General features: G+C 62.5%; 19 protein-coding genes. 9 read left to right on the plus strand and 10 right to left on the minus strand.

Annotation, left to right across the window (positions count from 1 at the left end):
• The 10 genes from LCF59_RS10695 to LCF59_RS10740 form a co-directional block, all read right to left on the minus strand.
• Positions 1-657 (minus strand): glycosyltransferase family 25 protein (locus tag LCF59_RS10695; RefSeq protein WP_292287459.1); only part of this gene is annotated, 657 nt, incomplete at its 3' end.
• A gap of 117 nt (positions 658-774) precedes the next feature.
• Positions 775-2,676 (minus strand): beta-galactosidase, encoded by a 1,902-nt coding sequence (locus LCF59_RS10700; protein ID WP_292287460.1) that lies wholly within the window; start codon positions 2,674-2,676, stop codon positions 775-777.
• A 23-nt stretch (positions 2,677-2,699) separates the two neighbouring features.
• Entirely contained in the window at positions 2,700-3,305 is a 606-nt protein-coding gene (locus LCF59_RS10705; RefSeq protein ID WP_292287461.1) for a 2-dehydro-3-deoxy-6-phosphogalactonate aldolase, read from the minus strand.
• Positions 3,302-4,210 carry a 2-dehydro-3-deoxygalactonokinase gene (locus LCF59_RS10710; RefSeq protein ID WP_292287462.1) on the minus strand — a complete coding sequence of 303 codons (909 nt, stop codon included), beginning with the start codon at positions 4,208-4,210 and terminating at the stop codon, positions 3,302-3,304. Before LCF59_RS10710 ends, LCF59_RS10705 begins: the two co-directional genes overlap by 4 nt.
• Positions 4,211-4,235: 25 nt before the next feature.
• A complete protein-coding gene (locus tag LCF59_RS10715) occupies positions 4,236-5,006 on the minus strand; it encodes an SDR family NAD(P)-dependent oxidoreductase (protein ID WP_292287539.1) in 771 nt (256 codons plus the stop codon).
• A complete protein-coding gene (locus tag LCF59_RS10720; RefSeq protein ID WP_292287463.1) occupies positions 5,003-5,263 on the minus strand; it encodes a dihydroxy-acid dehydratase in 261 nt (86 codons plus the stop codon). The genes LCF59_RS10715 and LCF59_RS10720 overlap by 4 nt, the downstream gene beginning before the upstream one ends.
• Positions 5,264-5,285: 22 nt before the next feature.
• Positions 5,286-6,629, minus strand: a complete 1,344-nt coding sequence (locus LCF59_RS10725; RefSeq protein ID WP_292287464.1) for an alpha-glucosidase/alpha-galactosidase — start codon at positions 6,627-6,629, stop codon at positions 5,286-5,288.
• Entirely contained in the window at positions 6,626-7,474 is an 849-nt protein-coding gene (locus LCF59_RS10730; RefSeq protein ID WP_292287465.1) for a carbohydrate ABC transporter permease, read from the minus strand. Before LCF59_RS10730 ends, LCF59_RS10725 begins: the two co-directional genes overlap by 4 nt.
• A gap of 16 nt (positions 7,475-7,490) precedes the next feature.
• Positions 7,491-8,417, minus strand: coding sequence for a carbohydrate ABC transporter permease (locus tag LCF59_RS10735; protein WP_292287466.1), 927 nt, complete (start codon positions 8,415-8,417; stop codon positions 7,491-7,493).
• A 120-nt stretch (positions 8,418-8,537) separates the two neighbouring features.
• Complete coding sequence (locus LCF59_RS10740; RefSeq protein ID WP_292287540.1) at positions 8,538-9,767, minus strand: ABC transporter substrate-binding protein; 1,230 nt, start codon at positions 9,765-9,767, stop codon at positions 8,538-8,540.
• A 177-nt stretch (positions 9,768-9,944) separates the two neighbouring features.
• On the opposite strand from LCF59_RS10740, the gene LCF59_RS10745 reads away from it, so the two are divergent.
• The 9 genes from LCF59_RS10745 (at position 9,945) to LCF59_RS10785 (ending at position 20,180) form a co-directional block, all read left to right on the plus strand.
• Positions 9,945-10,736 (plus strand): IclR family transcriptional regulator, encoded by a 792-nt coding sequence (locus LCF59_RS10745; RefSeq protein WP_292287541.1) that lies wholly within the window; start codon positions 9,945-9,947, stop codon positions 10,734-10,736.
• A 21-nt stretch (positions 10,737-10,757) separates the two neighbouring features.
• A complete protein-coding gene (locus LCF59_RS10750) occupies positions 10,758-11,819 on the plus strand; it encodes an ABC transporter ATP-binding protein (protein ID WP_292287467.1) in 1,062 nt (353 codons plus the stop codon).
• Positions 11,820-12,033: 214 nt separating this feature from the next.
• A complete protein-coding gene (locus LCF59_RS10755) occupies positions 12,034-13,047 on the plus strand; it encodes an ABC transporter ATP-binding protein (protein ID WP_292287468.1) in 1,014 nt (337 codons plus the stop codon).
• Positions 13,044-14,201, plus strand: coding sequence for an ABC transporter ATP-binding protein (locus tag LCF59_RS10760; protein ID WP_292287469.1), 1,158 nt, complete (start codon positions 13,044-13,046; stop codon positions 14,199-14,201). Before LCF59_RS10755 ends, LCF59_RS10760 begins: the two co-directional genes overlap by 4 nt.
• Before the next feature lie 4 nt (positions 14,202-14,205).
• Positions 14,206-15,720, plus strand: coding sequence for an ABC transporter substrate-binding protein (locus LCF59_RS10765; RefSeq protein WP_292287470.1), 1,515 nt, complete (start codon positions 14,206-14,208; stop codon positions 15,718-15,720).
• Between the two features lie 56 nt (positions 15,721-15,776).
• The gene (locus LCF59_RS10770; protein WP_292287471.1) at positions 15,777-16,721 is read left to right on the plus strand and encodes an ABC transporter permease; all 945 of its coding nucleotides are present in this window, start codon (positions 15,777-15,779) and stop codon (positions 16,719-16,721) included.
• Positions 16,721-17,620, plus strand: coding sequence for an ABC transporter permease (locus LCF59_RS10775; protein WP_292287472.1), 900 nt, complete (start codon positions 16,721-16,723; stop codon positions 17,618-17,620). Before LCF59_RS10770 ends, LCF59_RS10775 begins: the two co-directional genes overlap by 1 nt.
• A 14-nt stretch (positions 17,621-17,634) precedes the next feature.
• The gene (locus LCF59_RS10780; RefSeq protein WP_292287473.1) at positions 17,635-19,425 is read left to right on the plus strand and encodes a gamma-glutamyltransferase family protein; all 1,791 of its coding nucleotides are present in this window, start codon (positions 17,635-17,637) and stop codon (positions 19,423-19,425) included.
• A 2-nt stretch (positions 19,426-19,427) separates the two neighbouring features.
• Positions 19,428-20,180 (plus strand): DUF1028 domain-containing protein, encoded by a 753-nt coding sequence (locus LCF59_RS10785; RefSeq protein ID WP_292287474.1) that lies wholly within the window; start codon positions 19,428-19,430, stop codon positions 20,178-20,180.
• Position 20,181 lies beyond the last annotated feature (1 nt).

Raw genomic sequence — 20,181 nt, forward strand, 5'->3', positions numbered from 1 at the left:
CTCCAGCAGGTCGTGCTTCGCCGGGGCCGGGTTGACGAAACCGATGTCCAACATCCGGAAGCCCGTTCCCAGCACCTGATCGAAAAGAACCTGGTCTATTGCCAGCCCCAGCGGGGGATGGCGCCGCAACAGGTCACCGACAGCCTCCCGGGTGATGAAATAGGCCCCTGATGCGAGGAACGGACCGCAGAGACGATAAAGCGAGGCACCCCCGGCGTGCGGCAGGTCGGAAACGGCCCGGCCAAGAGGACGCCTACGCTTGTTGCGTCTGGGGTCATCCGGAACGTGCTCCAGTTTCACGCAATTCAAGCCAGCGTGGTCCGCAGCCTCGCGAAAACCATCGTCCAGATAGGAGGCAAAAACGGCGTCCAGCCGCATGTCATCCTCCAGGACCACCGCCGCCGGAGCGCCACTGTTCAAAATCTCACGCCACACCCGGACATGGCTGAGAGAACAGCAGATGTCCCCGGCCGAGACCTTGTCATGGTCCAGTCCACGTCGCCGCCCGAATTCCTTTTCCAGGTCGGGGCCGTAATCCCGCTTGCGGTCAAGGGCCGGCACACGGGTCAGCGTCACACCGATATCATCGGCGTTGCGCTTGATCCTGTCCCAGCGCTCGGGCTGGCGGTCCAGGTTGATGACGTAAACGGGGATCATCCGGCGCAACACCTCCTGATTGACCGCACGAAGCGGGCGCGCGGTCCATCTCCCATGTCCGCGCAAGTCGGGCAACCTCGGATCTTCGGACCGGGCGTTGCCGCGACCCCGAACGGCTCAGAGAGGCTGACGCAGGACGCCGGCGGGCGGCAAGTCCCCGGCATCGGTCTTGACGGTCTCGGCGGTGTAGTTGAACCAGAACCTCTCCGTCCCCGTGTCGCGGATCCGCACGCCCTCGGGCATCGGGCGTGTCGCCACCCCTGCCCGCGCGGCCGTCTGCGCCACAAGCCGATCGAATCCGGCTCGGTCCAGCCAGCCCGCCAGATATGTCAGCCCTCCGAAGGCCAGGGCGACGGGCCGGCCGGTTTCCGTTTCAAGGACCGGGTCGCCGGCGCCCTCGATCTCGTCGAGATAGCCGGTGACGGCCCCGCCCCCCGACAGGGCAACAGGCATGTCGGGGCGCATTGATTCAACGCGCGTCACCTTGAGATCGAAGCCGGGCAGATCAGGTGGCAGCGCCGCGGGAATGGCCATGTCGCGGCTGCGCGCCCCGGCGCGCGGGCCAAGCACCACCTGCGCGTCACTGGCCAGAAACGCCGCCTTCAGATCGTCAGGCAGAATCATCAGCCCCGGCGCGAAGATCGCCTTGTAGCCCGCGAGGTGCGCAGGATCAGGGCGGACGATATCCACCGACAGGCCTGCCCGGCGCAGGGCGCGATAGCACTCCAGCACCAGGCCGAAGTAGGACAGTCCCGCACCGTGCGGCTGCACGTCCCAGGCCCAATCTGCCTCGTAGTCGAAGACCAACGCCACGGGGACCTGTCGGGGCTGCACCTGGGGCGCCTCGGCGATCTCGGCGGCGACCTGGCGGGCCTCGTCCATTGCGGGGGCATCTGCACTGTCGGGGCGCAACAGGCCCGCGTGCATCTGTTCCTGCGCAAAGGGTGCCTGACGCCAGCGGAAGTAGCAGACCGCCTCGGCCCCGTGCGCGAAGGCCTCCCAGGACCAGAGCCGAACCATGCCCGGCAGCGGGGCGGGATTGTAAGGCGCCCAGTTCACCGGGCCGGGTTGTTGTTCCATTACCCACCAGCGCCCGCGCCCGACGGCACGATAAAGGTCATGGTGAAAGGCCTGGAAATCCGGATCGCCCTGGCGGTTGTAGCGGCGTTTGTGGGCATCCTCGGCCCCGACGACATTTTCCAGGAACCCCAGCGGGTAACTGTCCCAGGATGCGATATCCAGATCGTCGCCCACCTTGTAGTGATCGAAATCCGTAACCCGCCCCATGTAGTTATGCGCGATCGGCGCGTCAGAATGGGCGTGGATGATCTCGGTCTGCACGCGGTTGAACCGCACCACCTGGTCGGAGCTGAAGCGCCGGAAATCCAGCGCGTGCGACGGGTTCGGTTCGGTCACGGTCAGGTTGGGCAGGTCCACTTCGTCGAAAGTCGCGTAATCCATCGACCAGAAGACATTGCCCCAGGCGCGGTTCAGCGCTTCGGGCGATTGATATCGCTGCGCCAGCCAATCGCGGAACGCCTGCCGGGCGGCCTCGGAATAGGACAAGATGGTATCGTGGCAGCCATATTCATTGTCGGTCTGCCAGGCCTCCACATGTGGGTTGCGGCCATAGCGTTCGGCCATGAGCGTGACGATGCGGCGGCATTCGTCAAGGTAGCCCGTGTGGCTGAAACAGTAATGCCGACGCGAGCCGAACTTGCGCGGACGTCCCTCGGCATCGACAGCCAGCATGTCAGGATGCTTGTCCACCACCCAGCGTGGTGGCGTGGCAGTGGGGGTGCCCAGCACCACCTTCAATCCGGCCTGCCCCAGAACCTCGATGGCACGGTCCAGCCAGTCCCAGCGCAGATCGCCCGGAGTGGGTTCGATTCGGCCCCAGGCGAATTCGCCGATCCGCACCCAGGTCAGCCCCAGCTCGGCCATGCGGGCGGCGTCGTTGTGCCAGACCTCTTCGGGCCAGTGTTCGGGATAATAGCAAGTGCCAAGCGTGCGCTGCATGGGGGCCTCGGATTTGTCGGATTTCAGGAAAAGCTTGTGTCGTAGGCGGCAACGGCCGCTGCCGCCAGGTCGCCCACGCGGGCGGCGTCATATCCGGGCTTGTAGAGATTCGACCCCAGCCCGAAGCCGGTGATCCCGGCGGCACGCCAGGCGGCGAAGTCTTCGGGTCCGACGCCTCCGACCGCATAGGTCGCTGCTGTGTCGGGCAGCACGGCAGAAAGCGCCTTGAACCCGTCCAGCCCCAGCTTGAAGGCCGGGAAGACCTTCAGCCCGTCAGCGCCGTGGCGCAGGGCGGTAAAGCACTCGGTCGCGGTGAAGACACCGGGATAGGACGCCAGCCCATGGGCTTTGGACGCTTCGATGACCTCGGGGTTGGTATCGGGCGACACCACCATCCGTGCGCCGATCCAGGCCAGCCGCGCCACCGCGTCGACGTCCAGAACCGTGCCCGCGCCAATCTCTGCCGCGTCCCCGGCATGGTCCACCATGCGCGCGATGGTATCGAACGGGTCAGGCGAATTCAGGGGCACCTCGATCCGGGTTATTCCCGCACCGATCAGGGCATCGGTGATCGCGATGGCCTCGTGCGGCTCGACGCCGCGCAGGATGGCGATGATGTCTCGGGTCATGGGGCAGCCTCGTGCAGGGTGTCATAGGCGGCGCGCAGGCCCCGCAGGACCATGCCGTCACCGGCCACAGTTGCGACGCTGGCGCCTTGGGCAGCCAGCGCGTCGCGATAAGCGCCTGCGATGCCACCAGCCCCCACGACACGAATGTCCTGGCCCAGCCAATAGGGTCGCGCACCGGCGAGTTCGAGGCCGATCAAAAGACCCGAAAGCCGGGCGCGCGACGCCCCCGACCCGGTACCGTCCAGCAAGGCCGCGGCACGGACAGAGAACAGGTCGGCCGCCACCGTGGCGGGACGGGAGATGACGTCATCGACGGCGCCGGCAAAGGCCCCGTCATCCCAATCGCCCCCCGTCACCGAGTGGCGCAGCACAGAGGCCTGTTCGAGCAGGGCGAACAATTCGCCGGTCATGAAGGTGCGGAAACTGACCACCTCCCCGGCGCTGATATGGACCCATTTGCAATGGGTGCCGGGCAGGCAAAGCACCCCATCGAAACCGGTATTGTCCGCAAGGAACCCGGCGATCTGGGTTTCCTCGCCGCGCATCACGTCCGGCGGCGACGCCTGCTTGATCCCCGGCACGATGAAGACGGAAAGGCGCGGATCCGCGGTCTCCACCTGGACGGCCGAGGCAACCGACAGCGGCGCGCAGGGCACCGCCGCATAGGGCGCCTCGGCCCAGCCTTGCCGCGACCCGGCCATGCCACAAACGATCACCGGTATCGTGCGGCCCCGTGGCAGCGCGTCACCAACCAGCGCCAGCAGCGCCGGTTCGAACTGGCCGCTCGACAGGTTGCCCATGCCCCGGTCGGACTGGCGCTGATCCAGCACCGTGCCGTCCGGCCCCATGAGCCAGACCCGCAGACGCGACGTGCCCCAGTCCACTGCCAACCATTCCGGTGTCATGCCGATCCTCTCCTCTGCGCTGTGCCTAGCCCGTCACCACGACGCCGCCATCCACCACCATGGCCTGCCCGGTCATCATCCGGCTGGCATCGGAGGCAAGAAAGAGCGTGGCATCCACGATGTCCTGCGGCTTCAGATGTTCCTTCAGGCACTGCCGGTTCATGTGGGCGGCGAGCGCCTCGGGCTTGGCCCAAAGCTCGAGTTGCTTGTCGGTCAGCACCCACCCCGGCGCCAGCGCGTTCACGCGGATCGCGTCGGGGCCATATTCGCGCGCCAGGCTGCGGGTCATGCCGTTGATACCGGAATTGGCCGTCGTGTAGAGTGGATAGCCCGCGTTGCCCATCATGTAGCTGACCGAGCTGAAGTTGATGATGGACCCGCCGCCCATGGCTTTCATGCCCGGCAGGGCCGCCTGGCAGGCAAAGAAATAGGCCTTGAGGTTGATCGCCATCATCCAGTCAAAGAAGGATTCGTCGACCTCTTCGGTGGTGTGGCGCTGATCGTTGGCGGCATTGTTGATCAGCGCGCGGAAGGGGCCATTGGCCGTGGCTGCCTGCTCCATCGCGGCCTTGAGCGCGGCAATGTCGGTGATGTCGCACTGCAGGAACAGCGGGCGGTTGCCGGTGTCGCGTTCCATTTGGTCGACGAATGCGCTGGCGTCCGATCGACCGACGAAAGAGACCTTTGCCCCTTGCCGCAGGAAGCCCTCGGTCAGGGCCGCGCCGATGCCGGATCCGCCGCCGGTGATAAAGACGGAGGCGCCGTCGAGGTCGTGGAAGGTGGCTGTTCTCATCAGTGGCTCTCTCTTGTCACGGGGCTGGTGTGCTTGCCCAGGAAGACGTTCAGGTCCGCGCCCCGGTCGGCCTGCAACACGTGGTCTGTAAGGAGTTTGGCGTGGCCGCGGAGGTAATGCGGCGCGTCGGGCTGCCAGTTGGTGCGGCGGGTTTCTAGTTCGGCTGCGTTGACCAGCGGGTCGAGCCGCGCGGTGCTGGCCGAGACCCGGATGCGGTCGGGCTTGCCATAGCAGGCGGCGCTGCGTCGTGTCTTGGTCATAGGTCCTTGTCCGTTCCGGCCTTCAGGCCGCTTTCTTCACTTGCGCCCAAGCGGGCAGCCAGTCGCCGTGGGCCGCCAGCAGGTCATCTACCAGCGCCCGGATCTGGCGCAGGTCCAACTCGGCGGCGGTGTGCGGGTCCATCATGGCGGCGTGGTAGATGTGTTCGGGGTTCTCGTCCAACAGGGCGCGCACGGTCAGTTCCTGCACGTTGACCTGGGTCCGCATCAGGGCGACCAGCTGCGGCGGGATATCCGTGACAACAGAGGGCTGCACACCGTTCTGATCCACCAGGCAGGGCGTTTCCACGGCGGCCCCCATGGGCAGTTGCGGGATCTGACCGCGGTTGGGCAGGTTGCCATAGGCGGTGAAGGGTTGATCCGTCACCACCGCGTTCATCATCTCGGCCGCGAATTCGTGGCTTTTTGGGACCTCGATGCCGGCCTGTTGGGCCAAGTCGGCCGCTTGCGCCGTCCACTCGGCCACCTGTTCGATGCAGCGCTTGGGGTATTCGTCCAGCGGGATGCCGAAGTGCTCGATCAGGTCCTCGCGGCCAGCCTTGATGAACCACGGCACGTATTCGGCAAAGTGTTCGCTGCTTTCGGTGCAGAAATATCCCAACTGCTCCATCACCTCGTAGCGCACGGCGTTTGGGCAGCGTGGCATCAGCAGCGGCGCCTTGGGCAGCCGTCCGGCGCGGTAGCCTTCCCGCAGACGCGGATAGAGAGAGGCGCCCTGTGCATCCTCCAGTCGCAGGAAGAAGGCGACATGGTTCACCCCGCCGACGCGATACCGGATATCGTCCTTGGCCATGTCCAGATCATGGGCCAATTCCTGAACGGTGTTTTGCACCGAATGGCACAATCCGACCTGACGGATATGCGGGTAGGCTTCGGCCAGCGCCCAGGTGTTGATCGCCATTGGATTTACGTATTGCATCAACAGCGCGTCGGGACAGACCGCCGTCATGTCGTCGGCCACGCGCCACAGGTGCGGCACGGTACGCACCCCGCGCATGATCCCGCCAACGCCGAGTGTATCGGCAATGGTCTGGCGCAGACCGTAGGCCTTGGGCACCTCGAAATCGGTGATCGTCGCAGGATCATAGCCGCCGATCTGGAAGGCGGTCACGACAAAATCGGCCCCCGCCAGCGCGCGGCGCTGATCGGTATGGGTGGTCACAGTCGCACCGCTACCCATGGTGGCAATCATGCGGCGCGCCAGTTGTTCGGACTCCGCAAGGCGGGCCTCGTCGATATCCATGAGCGCAATTTCGGCGTCACGTAGCGCTTCGAAGTGCAGCATGTCGCCGACGATGTTGCGCATGAAGATCGTTGACCCTGCGCCGATGAAGGTGAGTTTCGTCATTTGACGGCTCCGAGTGTGAGGCCTGCAATGAAGTGGCGCTGCATCAGGAAGAACATCAGAACCGGCGGCAAGGCCGCGACGATGCTGCCTGCGCTCATCAGGTGATACTGCGCCACGAACTGGCTGTTGAAACTGGTGATCCCGGCGGTGACGGGCTGCGCGTCCGGCCCCTGCGTCAGGACCACGGCCCAGAAATAGTCGTTCCAGATGAAGGTGAAAACGAGGACCGACAGCGCGGCAATGGCGGGTTTCATCAGCGGCAGCACGATATACCAGAAGATGCGCCATTCCTTCACGCCCTCGACCCGCGCCGCCTCGATCAGCTCATAGGGCAGTGCGCGAATGAAGTTGCGCATGAAGAGCGTGCAAAACCCGGTCTGGAAAGCGATGTGGAACAGCACCAGCCCCATCTTGGTATTGTAGAGCCCCACATCCACCGTCAGGTCGCGCACGGGCACCATGAGGATTTGGAAGGGCACGAAGTTGCCCGCGATGAACATGAAGAAGATCAGCAGGTTGCCCCGGAAGCGGTAGATTCCCAGTGCGAAGCCGGTCATGCACGACAGCGCCACCGCGCCGATCACCGTGGGCACGGTGATCAGCACCGAGTTCCACAGATAACGCGGCATGTCGCTTTCGAAAAAGACCCTGCCGTAGTTGGTGAACAGCTCGAAGGACGAGGGCACACCCCAGTAATTGCCGTTGGCGAAATCCACCCCCGGCCGGATCGAGAAGAGCGCCACCGCGATCAGAGGCAGCAGCCACAGGATCAGTGCCAGGGGCACCAGCGATTGATAGGTGATCTGCGCCGCGCGCGAGCGCTTTTCGACGGGTGTCGGAAACATGTCTTGTCCTTTCCCCTTAGAGCCGCGCGGCGCGTTCGTCACGCCACATCGTCCACAGGAAGTAGCTGATGAAGATCAGCATGATCAGGAACAGGATCACCGCGATCGCCGAGCCATAGCCCATGCGGAACCCGTATTCCGACAGTGCCTTCTCGAACATGTAGAACGACAGCACGCGGGTGGAGCCGAAGGGACCGCCATTGGTCATGACCGAGATCAGGTCGAAGGACCGCAGCGCGCCGATGATCGTCACGACGAAGGCGATGAAGGTCGCGGGCCGAAGCTGCGGCAGGATCACGTGCCAGAGCATCCGCACCCCCTTGGCCCCGTCAAGCCGGGCAGCCTCGATCTGTTCGGGGTCCACGGCGTTCAGACCGGTCAGGTACAGGATCATGCAATAGGCCGTCTGTGGCCAGAGCCCCGCGGCAATGATGCCGTAGGTCGCAAGATCGGGATTGCCGAGGATGTTCACTTCGCTTCCGAACCAGCCCAGCACCACGTTCAGCAAGCCGACGTTGGGCAGGTAGAACCAGGAAAAGACAAGCCCGACAACGACCTGGCTGATGACGAAGGGGAAAAAGAACAGTGACTTGTAGACCCGGATGCCCGCGACGGTCTGGTTGAGGAACAGCGCGATGAACAGCCCGCCGGGGATCGCCAGCAAGTAGAGCACCAGCCACTTGACGTTGTTCCACAGCGAAACCTCGAAATTCCGGTCCGACATCAACTCGCGATAATTTTGCATACCGATGAATTCGCCCTGCTCGGACAGGCTGCCAAGACCGGTCCATTCGAAGGTCGAGATGTAGAAGCTCTGCAGGATCGGTGAGATCACGTAGACCGCGAAAAAGGCCACACCCGGCAGCAGGAACATCAGCGGCGTGATGATCATCCGGTGGCGTTGCAGCCAGGTCTGGGTCGGCGGATCGGTGGGCAAGGTCATGGCGTCTCCTCCGGCCACGGCAGTTTGCCGCGGACAACACATGCGAAAACCTCTGGGTGGCTTGCGGATGGGCTGCGGGTGGTGCGGGGCCCCTGTGACGAGGCCCCGACCGGTATCGGATCAGTCGTAGATGCGCTGACGCGCGCTTTCCATGCGGGCCAGAATGTCATCCAGGTTATCAGGGAAGACCATGAATTCCTGCAGGCCTTCCATGCCGATCGCGGCCATCTCGGCCGGGAAGTCCCTGTCGAAGAACTGGGCGATCCCGCCGGTAGCGTTCTCCGACAGCATGGTGAAGCCCTGCTGGAGGAACTTGTCATCCGCAACCGAGGAGTTGGCGTTGACCGGCAGCTGCCCCAGCGCATCGGGGCCGTTGATGCGGGTCTGGACGTCCGGTGAGGTCACGAATTTCAGGAATTCGCGGGCCGCCGCGACGTTCTGCGCACCCGAGGCGACGTGGAAGGTGTCGGTCGGCGCGTCCTCGCCCATTTCGACATCGGGATTGATCGCCGGGAACTGGTAGAAATCGAGCTGGTCATCGCCGAGCCCGGCATCGCGCAGCTGCGGCACCGCAAAGTTGCCCATCAAATAGGACGTGGCCTCGCCTTTGACCATGAAGGGCAGCGCCTCTTGCCAGCTGTAGGTCTGGTGGTCGTCGATGTAGGCGCCCATGTCGATCAGGGTCCGCCAGTTCTCGAAGGCCTGGCGAACGCCTTCGTCCTCGGTCCAGGACAGCTCGCCGCGGGCCAGTGCCATGTGATGGTCGAAGCCGTTGGTGCGCATGTTCAGGTAGTCGAACCAGCCGCCGGCGGTCCAGAGGAACTTGGTGCCGATGGTGTAGCACTTGCGGCCGGAGCCAAGGATTACCTCGCAGTTGGCGATTTCCTGTTCGAAGGTCTCGGGCTCTTCAAGACCCAGCTCGTCGAAGATGTCCGCGCGGTAGTACATGCCCCACTGGTAGTAGGTATAGGGCACACCCCATTGCTTGTCGTCCATGGTCATCGCACCTTTGACGGATTCGAGACCTTCGAAGTCGCCGGCGTCCCACCAGTCGGTGATATCCATGAACAGCCCGGAGTCCACGTAGGGCCCCATCCGGTTGGCGGCATACCAGTTCACCACGTCCGGTGGGCTTGCCGACAGCGCGTTGCGGATCTGGCTCTTCCAGGCTTCGCGGTCGACGATGTCCAGCTCGACCGTCAGCTCCGGGTGCATTTCGTCGAAATCGGCGGCCAGACCTTCCATGACCTCGCGCGGGGCGGGGTTCGACATGTCCGAGATGATGCGCAGGGTGCCTTCGAGCTCGGCGTGCGCCCCGGCGAAGACGGGACCGGAAAGGCCGGTGGTCATCGTCAACGCAACGGCTGCCGAGGTAAGTTTCTTGAGCATTGGTGTCCTCCCATAATTCAGCGTCAGAGAGTTCCACATATTGAAACTCAATTCCAACTATTGAAACTATGCGGGATACAGCTTAGGAAAGTCAACAGCCGGATCGGAACGGCCGGGCAAGGGAGGACAGTGGCGCATATGAACCGGCAGGCGACGAATGGCGGGCATGCGGATGGCACGGTCGGCAAGGCGCTGGACGTGATGGACCGCGTCGCAGCCAAGGGCCGCCCCGCCCGCTTTGCCGAGCTTTTGGCCGAATCCGATCATCCCAAGGCGACGCTCTACCGGCTGCTTCAGACGCTCACCAGCCAGGGCATGCTGATCTACGACGAGACCCGGCAGACCTATGCCCCGGGTCTGCGCCTGGTGCGTCTGGCTCATGCAGCCTGGCAGCAAAGCTCGCTCGCGCCCATTGCGCGACCCTTTGTGGATGCACTTTCCAAACAGGTGGGCGAGACCATCCATCTTGCACAGATGGACCAGGGGCAGGTGCTCTATGTCGACAAGCGCAACGCGCGCCGCCCGGTCGAGATGTTTTCCGAGGCGGGCAAGATCGGCCCGGGCTATTGCACCGGGGTCGGCAAGGCCATGCTTGCCTTTCTGCCGCCCGATGATCGCGAGAAGGCGGTGAACATGCAGTCCTTCTTTGCCCATACGTCCCGGACCCTGACAACACCGGAGGCCCTGACGCAGGAACTCGCCGCGATCCGCGCCGCGGGCATCTCCTTTGACCGCGAAGAACACGAGCAGGGCATCATCTGCATCGCCGCCCCGATCCTGTCATCGGCGCGCCGCGTCATGGGGGGGCTGTCGATCACCGCCTCGACCCAACGCAACACGCTGGACGGGCTTGCACGGCTGCGCCCGGCCCTGACCGAAACCGCCCATAAGATCGCCGGGGCTGCCGAGAACTGGCAATTTCCGGACTGACCGCCCAAGGAGGAGACCCCGATGACTGGCGTAACCCTGACACAGGCCGTCAAGAAATACGGCGCCACGCAAGTGATACACGACATCGACCTGACCGTGGAGGACGGCGAATTCTGCGTCTTCGTCGGCCCTTCGGGTTGCGGCAAATCCACCCTTTTGCGGATGATCGCGGGGCTGGAAGAGACGACGTCAGGCAAGATCCAGATCGGCCCGCGGGACGTGACACGGGTGGACGCCGCCGACCGCGGCGTGGCCATGGTCTTTCAGACATACGCCCTCTATCCGCATATGTCTGTCGAGGAGAACATGGGCTTCGGCCTGCGCATGACCGGCCACCCCAAGGCCGAGATCCGCGAGAAAGTGGCCGAGGCCAGCCGCATCCTCAAGCTCGACGAGTACCTGGACCGCAAGCCCAAGGCCCTGTCCGGCGGCCAGCGCCAGCGCGTCGCCATCGGGCGTGCCATCGTGCGCGGCCCCGATGTGTTCCTGTTTGACGAACCCCTGTCCAACCTGGATGCCGAGCTGCGCGTGGACATGCGCGTCGAGATCGCGCGCCTGCACAAGGACATCGGCGCCACGATGATCTACGTCACGCACGATCAGGTCGAGGCGATGACGTTGGCCGACAAGATCGTCGTGCTGCGCGCCGGGCGCGTGGAGCAGGTCGGCAGCCCGATGCAGCTTTATGAGGACCCGGACAACAAGTTTGTCGCGGGTTTCATTGGCTCACCGGCCATGAATTTCATCAAAGGGGTGGTCGAGGGCGACGGCCTGCGGGTCCCGTCCCTCGGAAACCGCCTGATCGAGGCGCCCGTCGCCCTTCCGGCCGAGGGCAAGCCGGTGCACCTGGGATTGCGCCCGCAGCACCTGAAGATCGCGCCGGGCAAAAGCGAGATCAGGTTGGATATCCGCGAACGTCTGGGCGGCGTGTCTTACGATTACCTGATCCCGCCGGGCGGCGAGAAGATCATCGTGGAAACTCGCGACAACGCGCCCATGAAAGAGGGCATCACCGTCACGCTGGATTTCGAGACGGCCGACGCGATGTTTTTCGATGGCGAAACGGGCGCGCGGCTACGCTGACCTCGCGGCCAGCGTCATCGCCGGGTCATCTCTGCCCGGATAGCAGAAGAAATCATGGACCGATGGGCCCCAGAGCCCTTCAGGCGAGGTTGACACACCTGCCTGATCGCCGGGCGTCGGCATGCTTTATTGAACAACTTTTTCAAAGAGCACAAATTCGGGCTTGCGATGTTGACCACAAAGAGAGACTGAGGCACCCGTAACCAATCAAGGAATGGTTTCGAAATTGGTCCAGAACGCATCTTCCGCTCCGCTGCTCGACGTCCGGAGGCTCAGTCTCGGGTTCGGCGACTCCCAGACCGACCTGCTCAAGGGCGTGCGCTATTCCGTAGGTCGGGGTGAGACACTTTGCATCGTCGGAGAATCCGGCTGCGGCAAAAGCGTCAGTTCGCTGGCGATCATGGGGCTTTTGCCCAAGGGGGCTGCGCATATCACCGAGGCGGATATCAGCTTTCTTGATGAGCCCTATGATCTGGATGACACTGTCGCACTCAGACGCCATCGCGGGGCCGACATCGCGATGATTTTTCAAGAACCGATGAGTTCGCTGAACCCCGCTTTCAAGATCGGCGACCAGATCGCCGAAGCCGTGACTGCGCACAATGACGTAACGGATGCGCAGGCTCGCGAACGCGCCATCGAAATGCTGGACAGGGTTGGCATTCCATCCCCGAAGGCACGGATGAACGAATACCCTCATCAGCTTTCCGGTGGTATGCGTCAGCGCGTCATGATCGCAATGGCGTTGGCCAATGATCCCAAGTTGCTGATCGCAGATGAGCCGACGACCGCACTGGATGTGACCATTCAAAGCCAAATCCTCGATCTGATCCGTACCTTGCAGGCCGAGACCGGGATGGGCACGATCATGATCACGCACGACCTTGGTGTCGTTGCCGAGATCGCCGACAAGGTTGCGGTCATGTATGCTGGTACCATTGTCGAATCCGGATCTGCCGAGGCCATTTTCAATGATCCTCAACACCCCTACACCATTGGCCTCATATCCTCGATGCCCAAGCTCAGCGGTCCTCGCGAGCGATTGAGCACTGTGCCGGGAACTGTTCCGACGGTTCAGACAATGCCCGCTGGCTGCCGGTTCTCGACCCGCTGCCCTTTCGCACAGGACATTTGCAACGAGACACCACCTCAGCGGGACTTCGGGGCAGGCCATGAAGTGCTGTGTCACTTTGCGCCGCTGGACTTGCGGCTGGAGCGCAGCGCATGACCGAAACGATCCTGAAAGCCGTCAACCTGACGCGCGACTTCAACGTGGGCGGATCGCTCTTCGCCAAGCCCAAGACACTTCGCGCTGTATCGAATGTGTCACTATCGGTGCAAAAAGGCGAGACGCTTGCCATCGTGGGTGAATCCGGCTGCGGCAAGTCCACGCTGGCGCGAATGCTCATGAGGCTGATCTTACCAACCTCTGGGAACATGATCTTCGAGGGTCGCCAGATCGATCAGGCAAAAGGTCGGGCTCTGACTGAATTGCGCCGTGACATGCAGTTCATTTTTCAGGACCCCTTCAGCTCACTCAATCCACGCATGACTGTTGGACGGCTGGTTGGTGAGCCTCTTGAAACGCATGAGCCCGAACTTTCGGCCAAGCAACGGCGCGTCAAGGTTTTGGAACTTCTGGCACAGGTCGGTCTGCGCCCCGAACACGCCGACCGATATCCGCACGAGTTTTCGGGTGGCCAACGCCAGCGCATCGGTATCGCCCGGGCGCTGGCCTCGGGGCCGAAGCTGATTATTGGCGACGAACCGGTGTCGGCACTCGATGTGTCGGTTCAGGCCCAGGTCATGAACTTGCTTTCGGACCTGCGCGACAAGCTTGGCCTGACGCTGGTGTTGATCGCCCACGACCTGGCGGTGATCCGGCATATGAGCGACCGCGTTGCGGTGATGTACCTTGGCGCGATCGTAGAGGAAGGTCCGACCGACGTCATTTTCGCAGACCCGCGTCATCCTTATACAAGGGCCTTGCTCTCGGCGATCCCGGTCGCAGAACACGGGCGCACACGGCACCAGATCGAACTGACCGGCGAGATGCCCAGCCCGATTGATCCGCCCACGGGCTGCCGTTTCCACACCCGCTGCCCGTTTGCCCGCGAAAAATGCAGTTCCGATGTTCCGGGTCTCCGGGAAGCCAGTCCGGAGCCAGGTCACCGTGCCGCCTGTCACTTCATTGAGGAAATTGCCGAACAAGCGCCCCCGCCCGCTCCCCAAGCGGGTACAGGCCTCACTGACGCAGCAAGAGAGCGCTTCGCACTATATGGCGACGCAATCGCGGGGATCGAAATTCGCCCGCGCTCGGAAAACCAGAACCCCAAGAACCGTCCTGCAAAGGGCGGCACAGGTCCAAACAAGGAGATATGACCAAATGACACTTTCACGCATGACCTTGGCCGCAGCGCTTTTGGGTGCCACGACCCTAGGCGCACAAGCCCAAGATCTCAGGATTGCGCTGCAATCGGATGCTGACGTGCTCGACCCCGACCAATCGCGTACCTTCGTTGGTCGTATTGTTTACGCCTCGCTCTGCGACAAGCTTGTGGACATCACGCCTGACCTCCAGATCATCCCGCAACTTGCGACCGACTGGGACTGGTCCGACGATAACACCTCGATCACGTTTACCCTGCGCGAGGGCGTCACCTTTCATGACGGCACGCCTTTCAACGCCGATGCTGTCGCGCGCAATATCGAGCGCAGCCAGACACTTGAGGAAAGCCGCCGCAAATCAGAACTGACCTCTGTCGCTGGAACCGAGGTTCTTGGTGATTACGAGATCCGCATCGACCTCTCGACTCCTGACGCGACCCTTCTGGCCCAGCTTGCCGATCGGTCCGGCATGATGATGTCGCCAGATGCGTTCGATGCGGCTGGCGCCGATTTCGGTCTTGCACCGGTTTGTTCTGGCCCCTTCGCCTTTGAAGAACGTATCGCGCAGGATCGGATCACGTTGACGAAGTACGACGGCTATTGGAATGCCGACGCGATCAATTTCGACAGCGTTACCTTTCTGCCGATACCGGACACCACCGTGCGGTTGGCCAACCTGCGGTCGGGTGATATCGATATCCTCGAACGCCTTGCGGCGACAGACCTCGAACAGGCCCGTAACGACGATAATATTGCCATCGAAAGTGCCGTCTCGCTTGGCTATCAGGGTCTGACCTTCAACCTTGAGAATGGCGATCGCGGAGACAACCCTTGGGGCAACGATCCGCGCCTGCGTCGTGCGCTGAGCCTTGCCATCGGTCGCGATATCATCAACCAGGTCGTCTTCAATGACGCTTTCGCGGCGGGCAACCAGCCGTTTCCGCCAAACTCGCCTTGGTATGATACCGAGCGTCCGGTCCCGGAGCGCGATGTCGAAGGCGCCCGCGCTTTGCTGGCAGAGGCGGGGCATGTCGACGGGATCACACTCGAGGTTCAGGTGCCGAATACCACCGTACCGCTGCAATTGATGCAGGTTGTCCAGTCGATGGCGTCCGAGGCCGGTATCAACATCGAGATCACTTCGAAAGAGTTTGCGACTTTGCTTGACGATCAGTCGGCAGGTGACTTCACGGCGAGCCAGATCGGTTGGTCCGGACGGGTGGACCCCGACGGCAACATCCATCAGTTCATGATCACGGGCGGGGGGCTCAACGACGCCGGTTATTCGAATCCTGAAGTCGATCAGCTTTTGAACGATGCCCGCACAACGACGGACCAGGCTGAACGCAAGGCGATGTACGATCAGGCGCTGGATATCCTGAGTGTGGATCAGCCCATCGTCTATCTGTATCACCAAAACTGGATCTGGGCACTTGATGCGTCGATCGAGGGCTTCACCCCGTATCCTGACGGGATGATCCGCCTCGAAGGCGTCACCAAACCCGAAGAGTGACACCCCACGGCCCCGCACAAACTGTGCGGGGCTGACCCCCGATCAAGAAAGCCGCCATGCTGTCCTTCATTCTCCGCCGTCTGTTGGTCGCGATTCCGACGATCATACTGATCTCGATCTTCGTTTTTGCGCTGCAAAAGTTGTTACCCGGCGACCCGATCCTCGCTATGGCCGGCGAGGAACGCGACCCCGAGACGATCGCGTTCCTGCGTGAAAAATATGGCATGAACGATCCGATCCCGGTGCAGTATTTAAAGTGGGTCGGCAACGCCCTGACCGGAGACCTTGGAATCTCGCTCCGGACCAATCAGCCTGTCCTCGAACTGATCGGAGAGAAACTTCCCGTCACGATCCAGCTTGCGACAATGGCGATGATCTTCGCCATATCAATCGGAATTCCTGCTGGTATCCTGTCCGCGATCAAAAAGGGAACGGCTATAGATTACGTGGCCAACGTCGTGGCCTTGTCCGGGCTGTCAATTCCGAATTTTTGGCTGGGGATCATGCTGATCCTGCTGGTGTCGGTAAAATGGCAGCTTCTCCCGGCGTCTGGCTACGTTCCCTTCGATGAAGACCCCCTTCGCTCCATCCAGGTGATGATCATGCCCGCTTTCGTTCTGGGTACCGCACTGGCAGCCACGCTGATGCGCCACACGCGATCGGCAATGCTGACAGTTTTGACCTCGGACTATGTGCGGACCGCCCGCGCCAAGGGTTTGAAAGAACGCCGCGTAATTCTGAAACACGCTTTCCGCAATGCGCTGACGCCGATCGTGACGCTTTCGGCGCTGTTGTTCGGAGAACTCATCGCGGGCGCGGTCCTGACAGAGCAGATCTTTACCGTGCCCGGCTTCGGCAAGCTGGTCGTCGATGCCGTCTTCAACCGAGACTATGCGGTGGTGCAAGGTATCGTCCTCGTGACCGCCGTTGGATTTATCGTGATGAACCTGCTTGCGGACGTCGCATATGTCCTGCTCAACCCCCGTCTAAGGAAGCAGTGATGGCTCAGGTCGCTACCCCCACGACGATCGACGCAGAAAGCGCGAACGATCCCGTTCTGGACCACCGTCCGGAAAACCGCGTGTGGAAAAAGTTCCGCACGCATCGCTCTGCGATGCTCGGTGGCATCCTCGTCATTTTCTTTGTGGCGATGGCACTTCTTGCGCCAGTGCTTCCGATCCCCGATCCCACCGCGACCGATTGGGGCGCGGTCAGACAGGCGCCTTCGGCGGCGCATCCTTTCGGCACTGACGAAATCGGCCGTGACGTCCTCTCGCGCCTGATCTGGGGCGCACAGGCATCTTTGCTGGCAGGTGTCGTATCGGTCGCCATCGCGGTTCTGGTCGGCGTGCCGCTTGGCATAGCCGCAGGTTACTTCGGCGGTTGGACCGATGCCGCGATTTCCCGGTGCACAGAGGCGTTGCTGGCTGCCCCTTTCCTGATCCTCGCCATCGCGCTGGCTGCGTTTCTCGGTCCCTCCCTGACCAACGCGATGATCGCTATCGGTATCTCTGCCACCCCTTTGTTCGTGCGCTTGACGCGCGGACAGGTCCTGAGTGTCGCGGCCGAGGATTACGTGGACAGTGCACGGGCCATCGGCTTGCCGACGCGCAAGATCCTTACGCGTTACATCCTGCCAAATATCGTTCCGCCGGTTCTCGTGCAGGCGACCCTGACCGTCGCCACTGCAATCATTGCCGAGGCGAGCCTCAGCTTTCTTGGGCTGGGCCAGCAACCCCCCGCACCGTCCTGGGGGTCCATGCTGAATACAGCCAAGAATTTCCTCGACCAGGCACCTTGGATGGCGCTTTGGCCGGGCATTGCGATTTTCCTCGTCGTGCTTGGCTTCAATCTGCTGGGTGATGGCCTGCGCGACGCCCTCGACCCCCGCGAAAAGTAAAGAACCCAAAACTTATGACTAATTTTACCACCCGTCCCGATATCCGTGGCACCTTTGGCGTCGTGACCTCGACCCATTGGATCGCGTCTGCCGTGGGGATGTCGATCCTTGAAAAAGGCGGTAATGCCTTTGACGCTGCCGTTGCCACGGGTCTGACTTTACAGATCGTCGAGCCGCACCTGAATGGCCCGGCGGGCGACTTGCCCGTTGTCTTTCACAGCGTCAAAACCGGTAACGGCGTTGTCGCGGCACAGGGTCCTGCGCCAAAGGCCGCCACGATAGCGCATTACAATTCACAGGGGATCGAGTTGATCCCCGGATCCGGTTTGTTGTCGACCGTGGTGCCGGGAGCGTTCGACGGATGGATGTTGCTGTTGCGTGACCACGGCACCATGACGATCCGCGAGGTGCTGGAACCCGCGATCGCCTACGCGCGCGATGGCCATCCGATGCTGCCACGTGTGGCGGATACCATTGCCGGACTGGCTGAGTATTTCGCCGCCGAATGGCCGTCCTCCGCGGAAGTATGGACGCCTGGCGGCCGGGCCCCCGAACCCCATGCGCTTTTTCGAAACCCGGACCTTGCCCGCAGTTATGAGCGTCTTGTTGGGAACGCCGAGGCCGCCGGCGGTGACCGCATCGCGCAGATAGACGCCGCCCGCACCGAATGGGCCGAAGGTTTCGTCGCCGAGGCGATCTTTGACTACCTGAAAGACGCCGAGGTTCACGATGTGAGCGAGCGCAAGAACCGCGCGGTTCTTGCGGCTGACGATATGGCCGACTGGCGTGCCGAGTTTGAGGCGCCCCTTTCCTACGACTACCACGGCTGGACGGTTCACAAGACCGGGCCATGGGGGCAGGGACCGGTGCTGTTGCAGTCCTTGGCAATCCTCAAGCATATCGATCTGGCAGCGATGGACCCTATGGGTCCGGAGTTCATCCACACGGTCATCGAGACGGTGAAGCTGTCCTATGCTGACCGCGAAGCCTACTATGGCGACCCCGAGCATAGCGTGATCCCGATGGAACACCTGCTGTCCGATGCGTATAATGCCAAACGTGCCACGTTGATCGGCCAAGAGGCGTCGATGGACCAGCGCCCCGGTCGGGTGCCCGGTTTCGAGCATCAGGCGGACGCCTATATCGCACGCGCCGCCCGCGACTTCGGTGTCAGCGAAGTCGCGGCTCAAGAGCCGACAATGGCCCATCTGACCGACAGGAAGGGTGACACCGTCCACCTTGATGTGATCGATCGTTGGGGCAATTGCGTCGCAGCCACGCCTTCGGGCGGCTGGTTACAGTCAAATCCGGTGATACCGGGTCTTGGCTTCCCTCTGAACTCGCGGGCCCAGATGTTCTGGCTGGAAGAGGGGCTGCCGACGTCGCTTGCTCCCGGTCGCCGCCCACGGACCACCTTGACGCCGACACTGGCTGAGCATCAGAACGGTGCACGCCTTGTCTTCGGGACACCCGGCGGAGATCAGCAGGACCAATGGCAGCTGATCTGGTTTCTCAGGTTCGTCCACCACGGGCTGGGATTGCAGGAAGGTATAGATGCCCCGCTTTTCCACTCGATGCATTTCCAGGGCTCGTTTTTTCCGCGCGCGGTGAAGCCGGGCGAGATGATGATCGAACCCAATGTTGGTGGCGACTGCATTGCCGCACTGCGCGCCCGTGGCCATCGCGTCACGGTCGCAGAGCCATGGACGGTCGGGCGCCTTACGGCAGCGTTGCGAAACCCGGACGGGACACTGATTGCTGCGGCGACGCCGCGGCTGATGCAAGCCTATGCGATTGGACGCTGATCATGACCTATTCACTCATCGCCCGTAACGCCGACAGTGGGGAAATCGGTATCGCCGTTGCCTCGCGGTTTTTCGCCTGCGGCGCTCTTGTGCCCCACATCGGTGCCAGCTCCGCTGTTGCGACACAGGCCTTCGTGAATCCACTCTGGGGCACCGAAGGTCTCGCCCGGCTTGAAGCCGGAGAACCCGCAAATGTTGTGCTGGCAGATTTCGTGTCCCGTGACGAGGGACAGCACATTCGCCAATGCCACATGCTGGACTCCGCTGGAAACTTCGCGGCTCATACCGGCCGCGAATGCGTCGACTGGTGCGGGCACCTGTCCGGCGATCTTCACTCGGTCGCGGGCAACATGCTGACGGGTGAGGCTGTTGTCCGCGCCACGTTTGACGCCTATGCCGAAGCCACCGATCTACCATTTCCCGAACGGCTTCTTCACGCCATGCGCGCAGGCGAAACGGCCGGCGGTGATAAACGTGGTCGGCAGGCCGCTGGCCTCAAGATCAACCGCGGAGAGCCCTACGCGATCCTCGATCTGCGCGTCGATGATCACGAAGATCCGCTGGCCGAACTCGACCGCCTGCTTGATGTATCCCGCGAGCGCTACAGTCACGTTGCACCAGCCTTCGCAACAACGGCGAATTTTTCAGGGTGCACCGATAGAGGCCCGATTGACGCGTCCATTGCAGCGGAAGAAGACCGTCGCGCGAAGCTGGGAATGTCAACGCGATCACGCGCGACCCAACGGGACTCCTGAC

It is taken from the genome of Marivita sp. (assembly GCF_020055675.1).
GTDB lineage: Bacteria > Pseudomonadota > Alphaproteobacteria > Rhodobacterales > Rhodobacteraceae > Marivita.

Bases quoted from the DNA above. Each gene is read 5' to 3' on its own strand.
- LCF59_RS10700 (WP_292287460.1), bottom strand. From the start codon at position 2,676: ATGCAGCGCACGCTTGGCACTTGCTATTATCCCGAACACTGGCCCGAA.
- LCF59_RS10705 (WP_292287461.1), bottom strand. From the start codon at position 3,305: ATGACCCGAGACATCATCGCCATCCTGCGCGGCGTCGAGCCGCACGAG.
- LCF59_RS10710 (WP_292287462.1), bottom strand. From the start codon at position 4,210: ATGACACCGGAATGGTTGGCAGTGGACTGGGGCACGTCGCGTCTGCGG.
- LCF59_RS10720 (WP_292287463.1), bottom strand. From the start codon at position 5,263: ATGACCAAGACACGACGCAGCGCCGCCTGCTATGGCAAGCCCGACCGC.
- LCF59_RS10725 (WP_292287464.1), bottom strand. From the start codon at position 6,629: ATGACGAAACTCACCTTCATCGGCGCAGGGTCAACGATCTTCATGCGC.
- LCF59_RS10730 (WP_292287465.1), bottom strand. From the start codon at position 7,474: ATGTTTCCGACACCCGTCGAAAAGCGCTCGCGCGCGGCGCAGATCACC.
- LCF59_RS10735 (WP_292287466.1), bottom strand. From the start codon at position 8,417: ATGACCTTGCCCACCGATCCGCCGACCCAGACCTGGCTGCAACGCCAC.
- LCF59_RS10740 (WP_292287540.1), bottom strand. From the start codon at position 9,767: ATGACCACCGGCCTTTCCGGTCCCGTCTTCGCCGGGGCGCACGCCGAG.
- LCF59_RS10745 (WP_292287541.1), top strand. From the start codon at position 9,945: ATGAACCGGCAGGCGACGAATGGCGGGCATGCGGATGGCACGGTCGGC.
- LCF59_RS10750 (WP_292287467.1), top strand. From the start codon at position 10,758: ATGACTGGCGTAACCCTGACACAGGCCGTCAAGAAATACGGCGCCACG.
- LCF59_RS10755 (WP_292287468.1), top strand. From the start codon at position 12,034: ATGGTTTCGAAATTGGTCCAGAACGCATCTTCCGCTCCGCTGCTCGAC.
- LCF59_RS10760 (WP_292287469.1), top strand. From the start codon at position 13,044: ATGACCGAAACGATCCTGAAAGCCGTCAACCTGACGCGCGACTTCAAC.
- LCF59_RS10765 (WP_292287470.1), top strand. From the start codon at position 14,206: ATGACACTTTCACGCATGACCTTGGCCGCAGCGCTTTTGGGTGCCACG.
- LCF59_RS10770 (WP_292287471.1), top strand. From the start codon at position 15,777: ATGCTGTCCTTCATTCTCCGCCGTCTGTTGGTCGCGATTCCGACGATC.
- LCF59_RS10775 (WP_292287472.1), top strand. From the start codon at position 16,721: ATGGCTCAGGTCGCTACCCCCACGACGATCGACGCAGAAAGCGCGAAC.
- LCF59_RS10780 (WP_292287473.1), top strand. From the start codon at position 17,635: ATGACTAATTTTACCACCCGTCCCGATATCCGTGGCACCTTTGGCGTC.
- LCF59_RS10785 (WP_292287474.1), top strand. From the start codon at position 19,428: ATGACCTATTCACTCATCGCCCGTAACGCCGACAGTGGGGAAATCGGT.